13 protein-coding genes are annotated in these 17,566 nt (G+C 49.8%); 6 read left to right on the forward strand and 7 right to left on the reverse strand.

The annotated features are described in order from the left end of the window. Nucleotides 1-188 precede the first annotated feature (188 nt). Nucleotides 189-1,367 carry an ABC transporter substrate-binding protein gene (locus tag MP213Fo_RS07305; RefSeq protein WP_421088425.1) on the reverse strand — a complete coding sequence of 393 codons (1,179 nt, stop codon included), beginning with the start codon at nucleotides 1,365-1,367 and terminating at the stop codon, nucleotides 189-191. A gap of 214 nt (nucleotides 1,368-1,581) precedes the next feature. Between MP213Fo_RS07305 and MP213Fo_RS07310 the strand changes: the two genes are divergently transcribed. The 5 genes from MP213Fo_RS07310 (at nucleotide 1,582) to MP213Fo_RS07330 (ending at nucleotide 7,665) form a co-directional block, all read left to right on the forward strand. Beyond that, nucleotides 1,582-2,328, forward strand: coding sequence for an IclR family transcriptional regulator (locus MP213Fo_RS07310; RefSeq protein ID WP_421088426.1), 747 nt, complete (start codon nucleotides 1,582-1,584; stop codon nucleotides 2,326-2,328). Nucleotides 2,329-2,606: 278 nt separating this feature from the next. Continuing rightward, the gene (locus tag MP213Fo_RS07315; RefSeq protein ID WP_421088427.1) at nucleotides 2,607-3,926 is read left to right on the forward strand and encodes an NAD(P)/FAD-dependent oxidoreductase; all 1,320 of its coding nucleotides are present in this window, start codon (nucleotides 2,607-2,609) and stop codon (nucleotides 3,924-3,926) included. 45 nt (nucleotides 3,927-3,971) lie between these two features. Continuing rightward, nucleotides 3,972-5,297, forward strand: a complete 1,326-nt coding sequence (locus MP213Fo_RS07320) for an NAD(P)/FAD-dependent oxidoreductase (protein ID WP_421088428.1) — start codon at nucleotides 3,972-3,974, stop codon at nucleotides 5,295-5,297. 147 nt (nucleotides 5,298-5,444) lie between these two features. After that, nucleotides 5,445-6,062 (forward strand): glutathione S-transferase family protein, encoded by a 618-nt coding sequence (locus MP213Fo_RS07325; RefSeq protein ID WP_421088429.1) that lies wholly within the window; start codon nucleotides 5,445-5,447, stop codon nucleotides 6,060-6,062. A 43-nt stretch (nucleotides 6,063-6,105) separates the two neighbouring features. After that, nucleotides 6,106-7,665: an acetolactate synthase large subunit gene (locus MP213Fo_RS07330; protein ID WP_421088430.1), complete on the forward strand. Its 1,560-nt coding sequence runs from the start codon at nucleotides 6,106-6,108 to the stop codon at nucleotides 7,663-7,665. Between the two features lie 72 nt (nucleotides 7,666-7,737). Here the strand turns inward: MP213Fo_RS07330 and pmtA are convergent, their stop codons facing one another. The 5 genes from pmtA to MP213Fo_RS07355 form a co-directional block, all read right to left on the reverse strand. After that, nucleotides 7,738-8,337 (reverse strand): phospholipid N-methyltransferase PmtA, encoded by a 600-nt coding sequence (gene pmtA, locus MP213Fo_RS07335; RefSeq protein WP_421088431.1) that lies wholly within the window; start codon nucleotides 8,335-8,337, stop codon nucleotides 7,738-7,740. 192 nt (nucleotides 8,338-8,529) lie between these two features. Next, nucleotides 8,530-9,669 carry a molecular chaperone DnaJ gene (dnaJ, locus tag MP213Fo_RS07340; RefSeq protein ID WP_421088432.1) on the reverse strand — a complete coding sequence of 380 codons (1,140 nt, stop codon included), beginning with the start codon at nucleotides 9,667-9,669 and terminating at the stop codon, nucleotides 8,530-8,532. A gap of 366 nt (nucleotides 9,670-10,035) precedes the next feature. Further along, nucleotides 10,036-11,946 (reverse strand): molecular chaperone DnaK, encoded by a 1,911-nt coding sequence (dnaK, locus tag MP213Fo_RS07345; RefSeq protein ID WP_421088433.1) that lies wholly within the window; start codon nucleotides 11,944-11,946, stop codon nucleotides 10,036-10,038. A 420-nt stretch (nucleotides 11,947-12,366) separates the two neighbouring features. Then, entirely contained in the window at nucleotides 12,367-12,984 is a 618-nt protein-coding gene (locus tag MP213Fo_RS07350) for a nucleotidyltransferase family protein (RefSeq protein WP_421088434.1), read from the reverse strand. 153 nt (nucleotides 12,985-13,137) lie between these two features. After that, nucleotides 13,138-14,322: an MFS transporter gene (locus MP213Fo_RS07355; protein WP_421088435.1), complete on the reverse strand. Its 1,185-nt coding sequence runs from the start codon at nucleotides 14,320-14,322 to the stop codon at nucleotides 13,138-13,140. Nucleotides 14,323-14,470: 148 nt separating this feature from the next. Between MP213Fo_RS07355 and MP213Fo_RS07360 the strand changes: the two genes are divergently transcribed. Continuing rightward, nucleotides 14,471-15,079: a TetR/AcrR family transcriptional regulator gene (locus MP213Fo_RS07360; RefSeq protein WP_421088436.1), complete on the forward strand. Its 609-nt coding sequence runs from the start codon at nucleotides 14,471-14,473 to the stop codon at nucleotides 15,077-15,079. Between the two features lie 67 nt (nucleotides 15,080-15,146). Here the strand turns inward: MP213Fo_RS07360 and pheT are convergent, their stop codons facing one another. Next, complete coding sequence (gene pheT / locus MP213Fo_RS07365; RefSeq protein ID WP_421088437.1) at nucleotides 15,147-17,564, reverse strand: phenylalanine--tRNA ligase subunit beta; 2,418 nt, start codon at nucleotides 17,562-17,564, stop codon at nucleotides 15,147-15,149. Nucleotides 17,565-17,566: the final 2 nt, after the last annotated feature.

The following is a 17,566-nucleotide window of genomic DNA, read 5'->3' on the forward strand; positions in this document are numbered from 1 at the left end:
CGCAACCGGAGAGGAATAGAGCGGATAGATTGACGTTCAGATTGTTATGTCGCTCTAAATTTTGAGCCTGTTGCATAATTCACATAAGCAGAGTTGCCCCGCTTTGATTGGAAAATGCGCAAGCTCCGGCGATTAACCCGCCGCATAGCGGCGGGCTATTTAAGAGAGACGGATGGTTTAAGGCTGTATCAGCCTTTGCTGCCGACATAGTCGACAAGCTTACCGCTCTGTGAAATTTTGAAAGCAAAGCTTTGAGAAATTGGAATGCCGTCTGCATCCAGCGTCTTATTATCACTTGAAAGTCCGCGATAAATCGAAGCTGCGACAGGAATAAACGGCCTGATCGCATCCGCTGTAAATTGCCCCGCCATTGCTGTGGCAAGGGCAGTTACCCATACCGCATCATAGGCAAGCAGTGCATAGACGGATGGTGTTGCCTGCGGGTCTTTGAGCTTTTCACGATAAATTCGCGTAAAATCTTCAGAACTTGCGCCCTGATTGATAATACCCTTCAGGCCTTCAACAGTCTCAGGAATAGATGGCTCGGAAGCCAGATTAATATAGGCTGCGTACCAATGGCCTTTAAGCTGCTCGTAGAAACCCATCTCATAGGCTTGCAAATGCACGGCACGCGCAGTTTCAAAAAAGACAATGGAAATGACCGCATCAGGGGAAGGCGCAAAAACGCGCTGTAATTCTGCGCGGTAATCAGTGCGCTTAGGCTCGATTGGCACCAGCGCCACAACCTGACCGCCCAATTTTTCAAGCTGGGTTTTAATTTCCTCCGATGCGCTCATGCCGAAGCTGTCATTGGTGGTAATAATAGAAACCCGCTTGCCACCAGAATCTTCAAGTGCAAGCTTGGCCAGCGCCATCGCAGTAAACTCATCGGTCGGCAGCATAGAAAACATGTTAGGGCCGATTTTACGCAGGCCCACGGCGGTTGCCGCGACATTGATCTGCACCACACCTTTGCTGTTGGTATAAGCGCCGGTTGCCATTGTCACCGCACTTGAATGCTCGCCCAGCACCACCGGCACCTTGTCGATATCCACCAGCTTATGAACCGCATCCATTGCGGCCTTAGGGTTGGATTCAGTATCTTCAATGATAAAACTGATCTGTTGACCGGCAACACCACCAGCTTCATTGATCATATCGCGGGCAATTTCAGCACCAGCAACAACGCGCGCACCCGCAGTTGCAGCAGATCCGGTTAATGAAGCAAGGAGACCGATCTTGAGCGGTTGCTTTGCCTCAACTGCTTGTGCATCAGTCATAGTGATGACCGAAGCGCCAGCAGCCAGTGTAACTCCTCCAGCGACAGCGCCTAAAAGACTACGTCGCGAAATATCAATCTTTTGCATAGTGACTCCCCCTATGCTTTTTATTTTAATGATTGAATTATGGTGCATAGTATGCAACATGTTTCTATTAATGCATCATAACGCTTGGCATGTCAATAAACATACGTACAAACTTGAGTACCAAAACGACAACAAGCTTGCCTGGGGGCAGGCATACAAGCGATGTTAATCCATATAAGAGGCAAATCTGCTCTGCCTCTGCGAAGGAATGAAAATGAAAGTCGCTGAAAACGTTGTTAACGTCATCAAATTACTGATTCGCTCCGGTGAAGATGTTTCCGTTGCTGAGGTCGGACGTCACTTGTCGCTTAACCGTTCTACAGCCTCACGTTTGCTCGCCTCCTTGCGCGATGGCGGCCTTTTAGAACAGTGCCCGCTGACCCAAAAATACCGTCCGGGCGTTCTGGCGCTGCAATTCGGCATGCGCGCGCGCAACAATTATGACGTCTTGAACTGGATTACATCTGAAGCTGAAAGCGTTGTGCAATTAACCGGCCATACAGTGTGCATTGGCGTACTTGAGCGCTCAGATGTGATGATTATCAATACACGAAAACGAGCCGCGCCGATATATCTCGCTTTGGATATTGGCACACGAATTCAAGCACATGCGAGTGCTATGGGTAAAGTTATACTCTCGGAAATGTCGGATGATCAGGTGCGTGTAACTTTACCAGCCACCTTGGAGAAAACAGCAGATAATACCCGTGACAATATAGAAGATTTGCTGAAAGACCTCGAAACTATCCGCAGCAACGGCTATGCGATCTCACGCAATGAACTCGCCAATGGAATTGCATCCTATGCGGTCGCACTAAAAATACGAGACGATTTGACAATCTCGATAGGCGTCGCATTTTTGACCAATGAACAGCATAGCGACGAATATGCCATCGTTTCTGCCCTCCTGAATTTCAAAAACAAAATCGCTGATGAGCTTCTCTACCTGCCTAAAGCATAAATAGACAGATTGTCGGAACAGTGTTTTCTGTCATGCCGAATCCGCTGACAATCTGAGTCTTTTATGACAAGAACCGTCCCGAATATCGTAGCAACGGGTCTGCGGCGGGCTTGCTATCGCTTAAAACAACACAATAATTTACCTTCAGCTGCTTCATATTGTCATGAAACCAAACGTGCAATCTGATTGACGACGCTGCTTAATGCGTTGTATATTGTGCATCGCGTTGCACATAATGAAACACTATAAATATTATAATAAAATGAGGGGCCCGAAGCTTGACCCAAGGTAATCTTAGTCAGTCTTTCACCACCGAGCCATATTGGATCACATCGGCACCACAACCCAAAAGCGCACCCGCTGCATCACTGCCAAAACGTGTTGATGTTGTGATTGTCGGCGCAGGCCTCACTGGCGTATCAGCTGCAGCTGAACTTGCAAAAGCTGGTCGTGACGTCTTGGTACTTGATGCAAAAGAACCTGGCTATGGCGCGTCTTCCCGCAATGCCGGCATGCTGGGGCGCAATACCAAACACTCCTTTCTAGGACTTGTGGACAGTGTTGGAACAGCTAAAGCGGTTGAGTTTTTTCAAGAGCTTCAGCAGGTTTTCTGCCATACCCGTGACCGTATCCATGAAGAGGATATTGCATGTCAGTATCAGCAAAACGGCCGCTTTGTCGGCGCACTGACACCAGCGCATTTTGACAGGCTTGCCCGTGAATATGAGGCCAGAGCCAAACATCTTGGTGAGGATGTACAAATTGTGCGCGAAACACCTGAAAGTGAAATGGGCTCACCGCATTATGTGGGTGGCGTATATGTGAAAGATAATGCCTCCCTGCATCCAGCACTTTACACACGCGCAATGATTGAGCGCGCCAAGAAGGCAGGCGCAAAGATTGAGGGCTGGACGCCGGTAACATCCATTAAAAAAAATGGTCAGCACTTCACAGTTCAAACACCATCCGGTCATGTTGAGGCGCGCGATGTTTTTATAGCCACCAATGGCTATGGCGGCAATCTCGTACCTTATCTCAACCGTCGCCTCTTGCCGATTGAAACGTATATTGTGGCAACTGAAGAATTATCGCCTGAGCAAGCCCAGTCCATTCTGCCACATAATCGCACATATATTGATAATACGCGCCGGCCTATGAGTATCCGGCTCTCTCCTTGCGGTCGCCGTTTGTTGTTTGGGGCCCGTACCGGTGTACTGCCAGGCAATTCTATGGCGGATATAGCCAGAACTGTGCATAGCGACATTGCCTATATTTTTCCCCAGCTTCACGATGTCAAGATCTCGAATGCATGGGGCGGCCGTTGTGGCGTGACATGGGATATGTATCCGCATGTCGGCACGTATGAAGGCATGCATTATGCGCTTGGTTATTGTTTCTCCGGTCTCGCTATGGCGCCATGGCTCGGAGAGAAAGCAGCAAGACGCATATTACGTACAAGTGATACTGAAACCAGCTTTGCAGAGCGGCGCTTCCCGCGGACCATGTGGCCGGCACGCGCTTTTGATAGTTTAGCAGCGCGTATGGTTATCAATTATTACGGCTGGGCAGATCATACCCGCAACCGGAAATCCGCTTAACCAACGCCATTTTCTCATTACTCTCCCGTCATTTGGAACAAGTAAATGCGTAATTCGATTTTTACGGATAATTTCCGTGAGGCAAATTTCTGGACAGAAGATCAGCCGAAAACACTGTTTAACACATCAGATCTTTTACCTAAATCTGCTGATATTGTAGTGATTGGTTCAGGCTTAACCGGTACATCTGCCGCATATGAACTCGCAAAATCCGGCCGCTCGGTCATCGTTCTCGATCAGGGTGAGATTGGCGGCGGAGCATCATCGCGCAATGCCGGTATGCTTGGTAAAGGTAACCGTCAGTCCTATCTGTTATTGAAAAAAGCTGCGGGGCAAACGGTTGCCGATAATTATTTTGGCGAATTAGAGCGTATTTACCGCGAAGCGACAGACAGAATCACCGGAGAGAATTTCCAATGTGATTATCGTCCATCCGGCCGCTTTATCGGATCTTTGCGTCCGGACTTTCTGGGGCGGTTACTGAAAGAATATGAAGCACGCGCCACATATCTGGGTGAAAAAGTAACATTGCTGGATCACAATACGGCGTTTTCCACCGGATCTCAGCAGTTTTATGGCGGTGTGATTGTTGAAGACAGTGCGGCAATCAATCCGGCCAAATATACTGCCGCCATGGTCACTCGTGCAGCTCAGGCTGGCGCGCAATTTTTCAGCCATGTGCGGGTTACCGGTACTGTGCGTGAAAAAGACGGCCATCATGTGCATACGCCACACGGTACAATTTTTTGCAAAAATGTGGTTATGGCCACAAACGGTTATAGCGGCAGTGAAATGCCCTTTGCCTATCAGCGCTTGCTGCCCATCAATGCCTATATGATTGCAACGGAAGAGCTTCCTGCGGATTTGCTTGCACGGCTTTGTCCTAACAACCGCACTACAATCGATAACTCCCGTGCCACACGGTATTTTCAAATATCTCCGGATGGTAAGCGGCTGATCTTTGGCGCCCGTAGCGGCCGAAAGCCCTTACCGGCACTGTCGGGATCTCTGCAGCGTGTTGCCCGCGCAATCCATAGTGACATGAGCTATTTATTTCCGGAACTTGCAGAAACAAAAATTTCGCATGTATGGACCGGCCGCTGCGCCGCCAGCCTTGATCTTGTACCGCATCTCGGTGTCAATAACGGCATACATTACGCCATTGGCTATAGTTTTACCGGTCTGGCGCTAGCGCCTTATCTTGGGCGTCTGGCAGCACGCTGGATACTGGATGACAAGGTGCCGGATAGTGTTTTTGCGCAAGGTGAATTTCCCAAACTCCCAAGCTATGCGCGTGCGCTGCGGCCATTATCGGGCCCGGTTGTTACCCGCTATTACGCATGGCAGGACCGCCCTGTACCGCGTGCCTGAATTATAAGCCGGCACCTTGTCAGCGATAATTGCGAAACGGATTATGCCTGAGTTTAGTCACAGCGCTCGCTCAAGCCTATTTAGTGATCATAGTATTTGCCACGCAAGCTACACCAGCCTGTACATGCAACGCTTTACGGAGACGACATGTCCAAAATTACACTTCTCTATGCTGCGGCCTCGCCTTATGCCCGCAAGGCACTGATCATTGCTCATGAACGCGGCATTGCAGATCATATTCAACTGGTCGACACCCTGCCTATTCCCACGCGACCGGATGCCCGTATTCTGGCCTATAATCCGTCCGGAAAAGCCCCTTGCGCCATTTTATCAGACGGGCAACCGCTTTATGATTCCCGTGTCATTTCTCTTTATTTTGACCGTATCGGCGGCACTGGCGAAACCGTGTATCCAAAAGATCAAAGTGAATTTGCAGTTCTGACACTGGAAGCACTGGGCGATAGCATGCTCGATGCAGCGCTGACTTGCCGTTATGAAACTCATCTGCGCCCTGAAAATTTGCGCTGGCAGGACTGGGTTGATGCGCAGCTGGCTAAAATCAAAGCCGGTCTTGATGATCTTGAGCAGCGCTGGCTGGTGCTTATGAAACAAGGTTTTCATGCCGGCTCTATCGCTGTAGCCGCCATGCTCGCTTACCTCGATTTTCGTTATGCAGATCTTGCGTGGCGCGCAAGTCATCCGGCTTTAGGCACATGGTTTTCCGAAATTGAAAACCGCCCGTCAATGCTGGCCACAACAGCCTGAAGCAATCTTAAACACATGATCAGTACATATTTTGGAGAGATAAATGACCGTTATTCGTAATGGTGCCGAACATCTTGTCGATAGTTTGCTGGTGCATGGGGTTGATGTTTGCTTTGCTAATCCCGGCACTTCTGAGATGAATTTTGTGGCGGCACTTGATCAGCGCCCTGAAATGCGCTGTGTGCTGGGGCTATTTGAAGGTGTGGTAACCGGTGCCGCCGATGGTTATGCGCGCATGAGCGACAAGCCTGCCGCAACCTTGCTGCATCTGGGGCCAGGACTGGCAAATGGTCTGGCTAATCTCCACAATGCCCGCCGCGCTCGCACGCCAATGATCAATATTATCGGTGACCATGCCGACAGCCATCTTGTATATGACGCCCCGCTAACCAGTGATATTGAAAGCCTCGCCACACCTATGGTGCAGTGGTATCGCCGCGCCAAAACTGCTGCAAGTGTTGCTGAAGATACTGCGCAAGCATGGCAGGCTGCACTGAGCCTGCCCGGTGTGACTGCACTGGTTCTGCCCGTTGATGTGGCATGGACGAGATCTGAAACTGTGCCTTTTGCAGAGCCCGTGACACCCGATTTTACCGCTGTTTCACAGCAAACAATCGAAACTATCGCTGTTGCATTACAATCAGGAAAAAAAACTCTGATACTTGCAGGCGGCCGGATGTTGCGTGCCGAGCCGCTACGCCTGCTGGAGCAGATCGCCATGCACTGCCATGCAGATATGCTGGCTGAAACCTTTGCTCCCCGCATTGAACGCGGACAAGGCCGCCCTGTAATTAAAAAACTGCCCTATCCGATCGCGGCATCGCTTGAGCTTCTAAGCCGCTATGATCAGCTTATTTTAGTTGAAGCCGCAGCACCGGTTGCGTTTTTCTCATATCCGGGCAAACCTAGCGTTCTCACACATAAAGATTGCAGCTGCCTGCAATTCGCTGTGGCAGGAGAGGATGGATTAGACGCGCTACAGCGGCTCAATGCTCTGTTAAAGGCCAAACCGGTAGCAGCAGTGCAGCGCCCCCATCCACAAGAGCCGGAAGATTTGAGCGTGCCGGTTAATGGCGCCCAAGCCTGCGCGCTGATAGCCGCATTATTGCCGGAAAACAGCATCATCTGCGATGAATCTGTCACGGCAGGCAGCAGCTTTCTGCAAGACAGTGAAAATGCCGCCACACATGATTATCTGCAGCTCACCGGTGGTGCAATCGGCTCTGGCATACCCTTGGCTTTAGGCGCGGCCATTGCCTGCCCGAATCGTCAGGTCATCAACCTTCAGGCCGATGGCAGCGCAATGTATACGGTGCAGGGACTGTGGACGCAGGCGAGTGAAAAATTACGCATCACCACCGTGCTGTTTGCCAATGCAGAGTATAAAATTTTGCAGGGAGAGTTGACCAATCTCGGCATCAATCATTATGGCGACAACGCAAAGCGTGTCCTGAAGTTTGATGATCCGGCACCGGATTGGGTACAAATTGCGCAAGGGCTTGGTGTTCCTGCAGCAAGAGCGGAAACACTGGCAGATTTGAAAGCCTTGCTCTTAGCCTCATTTGACCTTGAAGGGCCTTTTCTCATTGAGTTGCGCGTATAGAGCCGGGAGCACCTTGATATTTCATACAGGAATTAGCACCATCAAGCGCATTCAGCCTGATGGTGCTGCGCTCTAAACGACAATCCGGCGGTAAACCCATAGCCGTGCCGGAGGTAAATTACGCAGAATAAAATCGAAGCCTTCAACACTATAGGCACCACGTCCTACCGGTAGCGGCGAAACAGGGCCATAGGAAATCTGCATCACCGGACGGCCATTCGGAATACGGTTCAACAAATCCTCAAGAAATGCCAGACGTTTTTCCATCGGAAAGTTCAGCAAAGGCACAGCGGAAATGACACTGTCGAACTGCTGATCACGGGCACTGCCAAGCACAGTGTCGAGATCAAACGCATCGCCCTGCAGAAAATTCACGCCGGAATATGTGTTTTGCAAATGCTGGAAAAATGCCGGTGAATATTCAACTGAAAACAAATTAGACGGCTCAACTCCGCGCTCCAAAATGGCTTTGGTAATCACGCCGGTACCTGGCCCAAGCTCAAGCACAGGCAGACCGGATGCCGGGTTAACAATGCTAGCCATGCGCCGTGCAGTGATACCGCTTGTTGGCAGGATTGCGCCGACAGCTTTGGGCTTATCGATCCAGCCTTTGAAAAAGCGAATCTCTTCATCAAATTTTTTTGCAAGGTTTTTTGGTATAAGCCCGGCCATCAATCACTCCCATATGTCGCTAGCAGACTAAAGGTCGACGTATTTCACGGCGGAAGCAAGGCAAAAAGCCCAAACTATGGAATTTTTAATAACAGATATACAAAAAACTACAGATTTTCGGGGATGCTACAAAAAAGCGGCATCCGTTTGAGACGAATGCCGCTTTTTATATTTCACTGAAAGTAGCAGAGCTTAATCGCGAATGCCTTCAAAAAAATCTTTCATCCTCGAGAAAAAGCCAGTGGATTGCGGGCTATTTTCTGTTGATGAAATCTGCTCGAATTCTTCAAGTAATTCGCGCTGGCGTTTGCTCAAATTCTGCGGTGTTTCAATCGCGATCTGGATATAAAGATCACCAGTTGTCTGCTGTCGCAGAATTGGCATACCTTTGCTCTTTAAGCGGAACTGTTTGCCACTTTGCGTGCCTTCAGGCACTTTAACGCGTGTTTGGGTGCCATCCAGCGTTGCCACTTCAAACTGCCCGCCAAGCGCTGCTGTGGCCATAGAAATAGGCACAGTGCAATAGAGATCAGAACCATCACGCTGGAAAAACTCATGCGGTTTAACCGAGAGGAAAATATAAAGATCGCCGCTCGGCCCGCCACGTGTGCCAGCCTCACCCTCGCCGGTCAGGCGAATGCGGGTTCCGTCTTCAATCCCTGCCGGAATATTGACCGACAATGTCCGTTCCTGCGTAATACGTCCTGCACCATCACATTTAGGGCACGGATCCTTGATCGTCTGGCCACGGCCGTTACAGGAATGACAGGTGCGCTCTACCGAGAAAAAGCCCTGCGAGACACGCACACGTCCTGCACCGCCACACGTGGTACAGGTGACAGGCTGCGTGCCTTTTTTAGCACCTGTGCCTGTGCATTCTTCACAAGAAATCGAACTTGGCACACTGATCTGCGCAGTTTTGCCATGATAAGCTTCTTCAAGCGTCACTTCCATATTATAGCGAAGATCGGCACCACGTTCACGGCCATTGGAACGGCGATTGCGACCACCGCCCATGACATCGCCAAAAATGTCTTCGAAAATATCGGCAAAGCCGCCGCCACCGAAACCACCGCCGCCAAAGCCGCCACCGTTGCCGCCGCCGCCATTTTCAAAGGCGGCATGGCCGAAACGGTCATAGGCTGCGCGTTTTTGCGGGTCTTTCAGCACTTCATAGGCTGCACCCAGCTCAAGAAATTTAGCTGCCGCTTCCTCATCATTCGGATTGCGATCCGGGTGATATTGCATTGCCAGTTTGCGATAAGCGGTTTTAATAACCTTATCATCCGCAGTTCTGACAACGCCGAGCGTTTCGTAATAATCCACTTTCATAAACCATTCGTCCCGATGGCTGTTGTCTGATCCTGTTGCCCCAATCAGAACATTTTCAGACAGTCATTGAAGGTTGTCGCAGCCTTTAGTTTGCAGAAAACAAGAACATGGGTCTTCCGGAAAACCAATATATGGCGCTGACTCTTTTTTCACCGCATTTACCACGCAAAACTCTTACTCAGCTTTACCATAAATGCCTTGTGCACCCCGTCCGGTTTATGTGGTGACACTGGTAACCAATGTCCAGAGACGGGTAAATGTGCTTGAAATTTATACTGCATATGATTTTTAGAAAATACGCATATTATCCAAGCAACCGAATGGACAAAAGCCCGGCTTTCGCCGGGCTTTGCCTTTCACCTGAGATCAGGATTTCTTTTTGTCTTCGTCGATTTCTTCGAAATCAGCGTCAACAACATCATCATCCTCAGCACGCACATCATCAGCAGCATCTTCACCGCCTTCAGCTGCCTGCGCTGATTCATACATGGCCTGACCAAGCTTCATCGCAGCTTCAGACAGCACTTGCGTTTTAGCCGAAATATCTTCAGCATCGTCGCCTTCGACTGCAGATTTCAGCTCAGCAAGTGCTGTTTCAATCGCAGCCTTGTCATCGCCGGTAACCTTATCGCCATATTCCTTCATCGACTTTTCAGTCGAGTGAATCAGCGCTTCAGCCTGGTTTTTCGCTTCAACCGCAGCACGGCGCGCCTTATCGGACTCAGCATTTGCTTCCGCATCCTGAACCATCTTTTCGATATCAGCGTCGGAAAGACCACCGGATGCCTGAATACGGATCTGATGTTCCTTACCGGTGCCTTTGTCTTTGGCTGTCACATTGACAATACCATTGGCATCGATATCAAAAGTCACTTCAATCTGCGGTACACCGCGTGGTGCCGGTGGAATACCAACCAGATCAAACTGGCCGAGCATCTTGTTGTCGGCAGCCATTTCGCGTTCACCCTGCGCAACACGAATGGTTACGGCAGACTGGTTGTCATCAGCAGTCGAGAAAGTCTGCGACTTCTTGGTCGGGATCGTGGTGTTACGGTCGATCAGTCGGGTAAACACGCCACCGAGGGTTTCAATACCCAGTGACAATGGTGTTACGTCGAGCAACAGAACGTCTTTAACATCACCCTGCAATACGCCGGCCTGAATAGCAGCACCCATTGCAACCACTTCATCAGGGTTCACACCCTTATGTGGTTCCTTGCCGAAGAAAGCTTTAACAACTTCCTGAATTTTCGGCATACGGGTCATACCACCAACCAGCACGACTTCATCAATTTCACCAGCTTTAAGACCAGCGTCTTTGAGTGCAGCCTTACAAGGGCCGACAGTGCGCTGAACCAGATCATCTACCAGGCTTTCGAGCTTCGCACGGGTCAGTTTGATGGCCAGATGCTTCGGACCCGATGCATCAGCGGTAATGAATGGCAGGTTGATTTCAGTCTGCTGAGCCGAAGACAATTCGATCTTGGCTTTTTCTGCGGCTTCCTTGAGGCGCTGCAGAGCAAGCTTGTCGCTCTTAAGATCAATACCCTGCTCTTTTTTGAACTCTGCTGCCAGATATTCAACAAGACGCATATCGAAATCTTCACCGCCGAGGAAAGTGTCACCATTGGTGGACTTCACTTCAAACACGCCGTCACCGATTTCGAGGATCGATACGTCGAATGTACCACCACCCAGATCGTATACAGCAATGGTCTTGGCTTCGCTCTTGTCGAGGCCGTAAGCAAGTGCTGCAGCAGTTGGTTCGTTGATGATACGCAGAACTTCAAGACCGGCAATTTTACCGGCATCTTTTGTTGCCTGACGCTGAGCATCATTAAAGTAAGCAGGAACAGTGATAACTGCCTGTTCAACTTTTTCGCCAAGATAGGCTTCTGCGGTTTCCTTCATTTTCTGAAGGATCATCGCGGAAATCTGCGATGGCGAATATTTCTTGCCGTGGGTTTCTACCCATGCGTCGCCATTGTCGCCCTTAACGATCTTGTACGGAACAAGATCTTTATCTTTGGTAACCATCGGGTCATCAAAGCGGCGGCCTACAAGACGCTTAACGGCAAATAATGTACCTTCCGGATTGGTGACAGCCTGACGCTTCGCAGGCTGGCCAGCGAGACGTTCGTCATTATCCGAAAAAGCAATAATAGAAGGCGTTGTACGTGCACCTTCAGCATTCTCAATGACCTTCGCAGTCTTGCCGTCCATAACGGAGACGCAGGAGTTGGTCGTTCCCAGATCAATACCAATAACTTTAGCCATATTTATTCTTCTCCATTCAGCGAACTGCCGGGACCTCTGCCGAGCATTCCATGTGGCAGCCCCTATCGGGTTTTAGACAAAACGAACCGGCTTTTAAACGCCAGAACATCATGTGTCGAGGGGTATATAAGAAGGGTGGATTTTCACTGCAAGTCACAACCGGTCAGTTGCGACAAAAATCCCACCTTTTGCCCTAGTTTTGATTGTTTTTCATTCAGTTTTGATAGATTTACGCAGGTTTTAATCATTTAAAGTGGTTTTTAATAATTTGAAGCTGATTATTTCAATTATTCAGGACTTTTCTTCGCAAGAACAAATCCTGTCAATAACATGTTGATTGGCTTTTGGGTTTTCAAGGTTAAATAAAATATTTCCATCACCCTTTTATGACTTAACTGTCCCCGCAGCTTCTCCTCGGCTCTACTCGCCTGGAATGTCCCACGGAATTATTGTGATCTCTGGCCAGTTTTTCTTCGCCCGTGCGGCTTTGGCACGATGTGTCACACGATTATCGATAATGGTGTTAGGTGTGATCCGGAATGAAAAAATGTCATCCAATCCAAAAGGCGCATACAAATCAAACTTACCATTCTCATCAAGCCTGATTCCGACCGCATGTGTTTTAGAGGCAAAGCGGTCAATCCCCTCTTGGCTTGATTGCAATGGGGTATAGGCCTGCCCGAAATGTTTTTCAAACCACAAATGCACCCGCGCCTGATTTCGGATTTCTACCGGCAGCGGCAGGCCGGAAAACAATGTTTCTCCGGCCTTTATAATCTTGTCCTCGGCCTCATAAGACAGATCAGAACCATCATAATAAAACAGGTCGATATCTTTAATGCCATGGGCTTGCGGCCTGTTAGTCAGCACATTCCAAACCAGATTATAAAGTGCTCCTGAAACAATATACCACTCTGCAAGCTGTAATTGTTTGGCTCTGTTCAAAACATCCATGAGCAAAGGACTGCTGCTGATAATATCCAGAAAAGCGGCTTTCTGCTCACTGAATGTCAAGCCGGCAAAACGGAGATGCGCCATACTCACTCGCACAGTTTAGAGTTTATAAAAATTTATTAGCGAAATGCGAACCTCGGAACTGAAACATATGTTTCCGCTCCCGGCTTTGATTGCAAGGGTATGAATCTTGCTTATAGCGGTCAAGACAAGGCGAAAGCTATCCGCGCGCTTTAATTACACATTACGCAATGAACGCGGTATAATTGTCAGCAGTCCGATGAAGGCCATGCCAAAACCAACATAAAGCGGTGCATTCAAGCCAAAGCCGGATGAAATTGCCAATCCGCCCGCCCACGGGCCAAAAGCAAGACCGATATTGATAACTGAAGCATGCATGGTATTGACCAGCGCCCCAGGGTGAGCAATACGCATCACACGTGCTGCCAATGCCGGATTGAGCGCAATGCCGGTCAAACCAATCATCACCACGGCAATCACAGCTATAATTTTGCTCTCTCCCAAAATGGCAAAAAGCAGCATCGCACCAACCATCAGAGCAATACCGATAAACAATGTTTTAAACGTATAGCGGTCAGCCACACGACCGGTGATAAAATTGCCAATAATATTGGCCGCACCATAGACCGCGAGAAGAACCGGTACTTGTGCTGCATTAAATCCGGATAAATCCGTCATGATCGGAGAGAAATAGCTATAGGCTGCAAAAGACGAGCCGATAACCAGAGCGCTTGTTGCATAGGCGGCCCAGAGTTTAGGCTTGGTCAGTTCCTTAAACTCAGACCGCAGATCCGCGCTTGTGCCTTTGGCAGAGGGCTCAATTTTAACCGCGATGATGAACGCGCAAAATAAAACCAGCACAACAATGGCCCAGAAGCTAGCGCGCCATCCCAAATAATAATCAATCAATGTAGCAGCAGGAACACCGAAAACGGTGCAGATCATCAGGCCGGCAAACACCACTGATGTTGCCCGGCCACGAATACCAGGCGCTACGAGTTGCGCCGTGATTGCAAGCATCAGCCCGAAACTGGTAGCAGCGACCATACCCGTGATAACGCGGGCAACCATCAGCACTTCAAAACTTGTTGTCGAGGCCGCCACACTTTGTGCCAAAGCATAAAATATCAGCAAAAACAGCAGACCGCGTTTATTTTCTATTTTAAGAGAGAGAAACAACACAGTTACCAGCGGCCCGCCGATTACCATGCCCATTGCATAAAGTGAAATCAGATTGCCTATATCAGCGATTGAGCGGCCAAAAGCCTGCTGCAATGACGGCAACATACCGGAAATCATCAGCTCAGAGGTTGTCAGGGCAAAAAACCCCAGCGATAAGCAATAAACGACCAACGGAATGGCAGGGCTTCTCATTTCAGCAGTCTCAGTCTTACTTTTCACCTGATCTGCCGGGAGCGCAGACGAGGTTACAGAATTGCAAATATCATTCATGATAAAACCTATTTTATAGTAATGACTACATAATTGATAACGCCTTGAATGCAGCGGTCAAGTGAATTATATAAGACGTACTAAAGAAAGGTATGAAATGGCTTTACGCGGCAGACCTCGCAGTTTCGACCGGGAAATTGCGCTCGAAAGGGTTATGAAAGTTTTCTGGGAAAAAGGCTATGAATGCGCCCAGATCAACGATTTTACTGCGGCCATCGGCATTACCCCGCCCAGTTTTTATGCAGCTTTTGGCAGCAAGGAACAAGCATTTCGTGAAGCTGTGGATTATTATATGGCCACGATCGGCGGAGCATCGCTCGAGGCGCTTGATCAGGCTGAAAGTTTTCAGCAAGGCATACGTGCCATGCTGGAGGTTAATGCGGACAAAGCCTATGCATGCCATGCTGGCGGCTGTATGCTCAGTGTCAGCAGCATTCAGTGCAAGCCGGAAAACAAGCCCGTCAAAGATTTTCTGAAAGCTATCAGGCAAGCATCATTTGGGCGTATTTATGCCCGTTGTGTACGCGCATTACAGGATGGCGATCTGCCTGCTGGTACCGATCTTACACAAATGGCCGAGTTCTATCACGCGATGCTGCAGAGCCTGTCTTATGAAGCGCGGGACGGCAGCACACGCGAAGCAGTGCAAAGTATTATTGAGATGGCCATGCGCGCCATGCCGCAGGCTGTGACAAAGCAGGCCTGATCTTTTGATATACGGAACTAAAAACCCGCCGGAATGGCGGGTTTTTTAGTTTTAAAAGCTTTGTGGATCAACCGCGCAATATGCCGCCGGTCTGCTTGGTAACGCTTTCAATAATACGCTTACCAACAGCATCCAGATCTTCATCTGTCAGTGTGCGGTCAAGCGGCTGCAACAGCACTTCCACAGCCACAGACTTCTTGCCTTCACCAAGTGAGGTACCGGTAAAGATGTCAAACACCTGCGCACCAGCAATCAGCTTCTTATCGGCTGACGACACTGCACGCACAATTGCTGCCGCATCAACGCCCGCATCCACCACAAAAGCAAAATCACGCTTCACACTCTGATACTGCGACAATGTCAGCGCAGGCTTGGTGCAGGTGCTTTTCTGTTTCGGCTCAGGAATAGCATCAATAAATACTTCAAAACCGCATAGCGCGCCTGAAACATCAAGCAGTTCCAGTGCATCCGGATGGAACTCACCAAAATAACCAAGCACCACTTTAGGTCCGAGCTTCAACGTGCCTGAACGCCCCGGATGATACCATGATGGTCCACCCGCTTCGATCTGAAGGCGGTCTACAGGTGCACCACAAGCCTCCAGCACCGCCAGTGCATCGGCCTTCGCATCAAACACGCCAACTGTAGCAGCATTGCCGGACCAAAAGCGACCAGCGCCTTCAACACCGGCAGTCCCACGACGGATACCACCAGCCACACGGCGCTGTTGTTCAGGCTTGTCACCCTCATAGGTGCCGGACACTTCAAACAGTGCCAGATCAGAAAAACCACGGTCAGCATTACGCTGCGCGGCGCTCAGAAGACCCGGCAACAGGCTCGGACGCATATCCGACATGTCAGCTGCAATCGGGTTTGCCAGTTTCAGTTGCCGAGCACCACCGCCAAAGGCTTTGGCATGTGCTTCAGGAATGAAGGAATAAGTTACCGCTTCCATCATCCCGCGCGTTGCCAGCATACGCTTGGCAAGACGAGTACGGATCTGCATAGTTGTGAGAATTTTGGTATTAACACTACCCATATTCGGCAATGGCTGAGGTTCAATCTGGTTGATGCCGTAAATACGCATCACTTCCTCAACCAGATCAGCTTTGCCTTCCACGTCATTGCGCCATGATGGCACTGTAACCTGAAGGGTGGCTTTGCCATCACCACTCACACCGAAACCAAGGCGGGTCAGAATACCGGCAGCCGCGTCATAAGCAACTTCAATACCGGTCAAGCGTTTAACCTCTGCAACCGGAAACACGATGTCGCGCGGCTGGTAAGGCTTATAACCAACGCTCTCAACCAGCGCAGGCTCACCACCACACAGATCAAGCACCAATCTAGTTGCCTGCTCAATACCGGGCACCATCATCTGTGAATCAACGCCGCGCTCAAAGCGGTAGCGTGCATCACTGATAATGCCAAGTTCACGGCCGGTACGCGCGATCATACGCGGATCCCACAGCGCAGATTCAATCAGCACATCTGTGGTGTTTTCATCGCAACCGGACTGTTCACCACCCATGATACCGGCAATGGATTCCACGCCCTTCTCATCAGCAATCACATAATGATTTTCGCCAAGCTTATAGTCACGCTGATCAAGAGCCAGCACGGTTTCACCCTCTTTGGCACGGCGCACAGTGAGGTTGCCCTGCACTTTGGCCGCATCAAACACATGCAGCGGGCGGCCATAATCAAAGGTCATATAATTGGTAATATCAACCAGCGCATTGATCGGGCGCAAGCCGATTGCCTGCAGACGCTGCTGCATCCATTTCGGGCTCGGGCCGTTTTTAACACCCTTGATCAGACGCAGCGCAAAACCTGTACAAAACGGTTTGTCAGCATCCTGATCAAGAACAACTTTAACCGGTGTTTCGCCTTTACCCTGAACAGGCGCAATCACATCGCGCTTCAATGTGCCAAGACCAGCGGCCGCCAGATCACGGGCAATACCATGGATACCTGTGCAATCAGCGCGGTTCGGAGTGAGGCCGATTTCAATGATCGGATCATCCAAGCCCATATAGCTGGCAAAGCTCATGCCAACCGGCGCATCTTCGGGCAGATCAATGATACCATTATGCTCATCTGACAGTTCCAGCTCGCGCTCGGAACACATCATGCCGAAGCTTTCAACACCACGGATTTTACCAACGGACAGTGTTACATCAAGACCCGGTACATAATCGCCAGGCTTGCCGAGCACACCGACCAGACCTGTGCGGGCATTGGGTGCCCCGCACACAACCTGCACCGGCTGGCCCTCACCGGTATCAACGGTCAGAACGCGCAGCTTATCAGCATCAGGGTGTGGCACTGCGTTGAGCACTTTGGCAATTTTAAAAGCTTTAAACGCCGCGCGATCATCAACCCCGTCCACTTCCAGACCAATATCTGTCAGCTTAATCAGGATTTCTTCCAGGGTCGCATCGGTTTCAAGGTGATCCTTGAGCCAGGAAAGTGTGAATTTCATCT

Origin of the sequence: Pseudochrobactrum mosebachae, assembly GCF_048914685.1 — a bacterium.
Classification (GTDB): domain Bacteria; phylum Pseudomonadota; class Alphaproteobacteria; order Rhizobiales; family Rhizobiaceae; genus Pseudochrobactrum.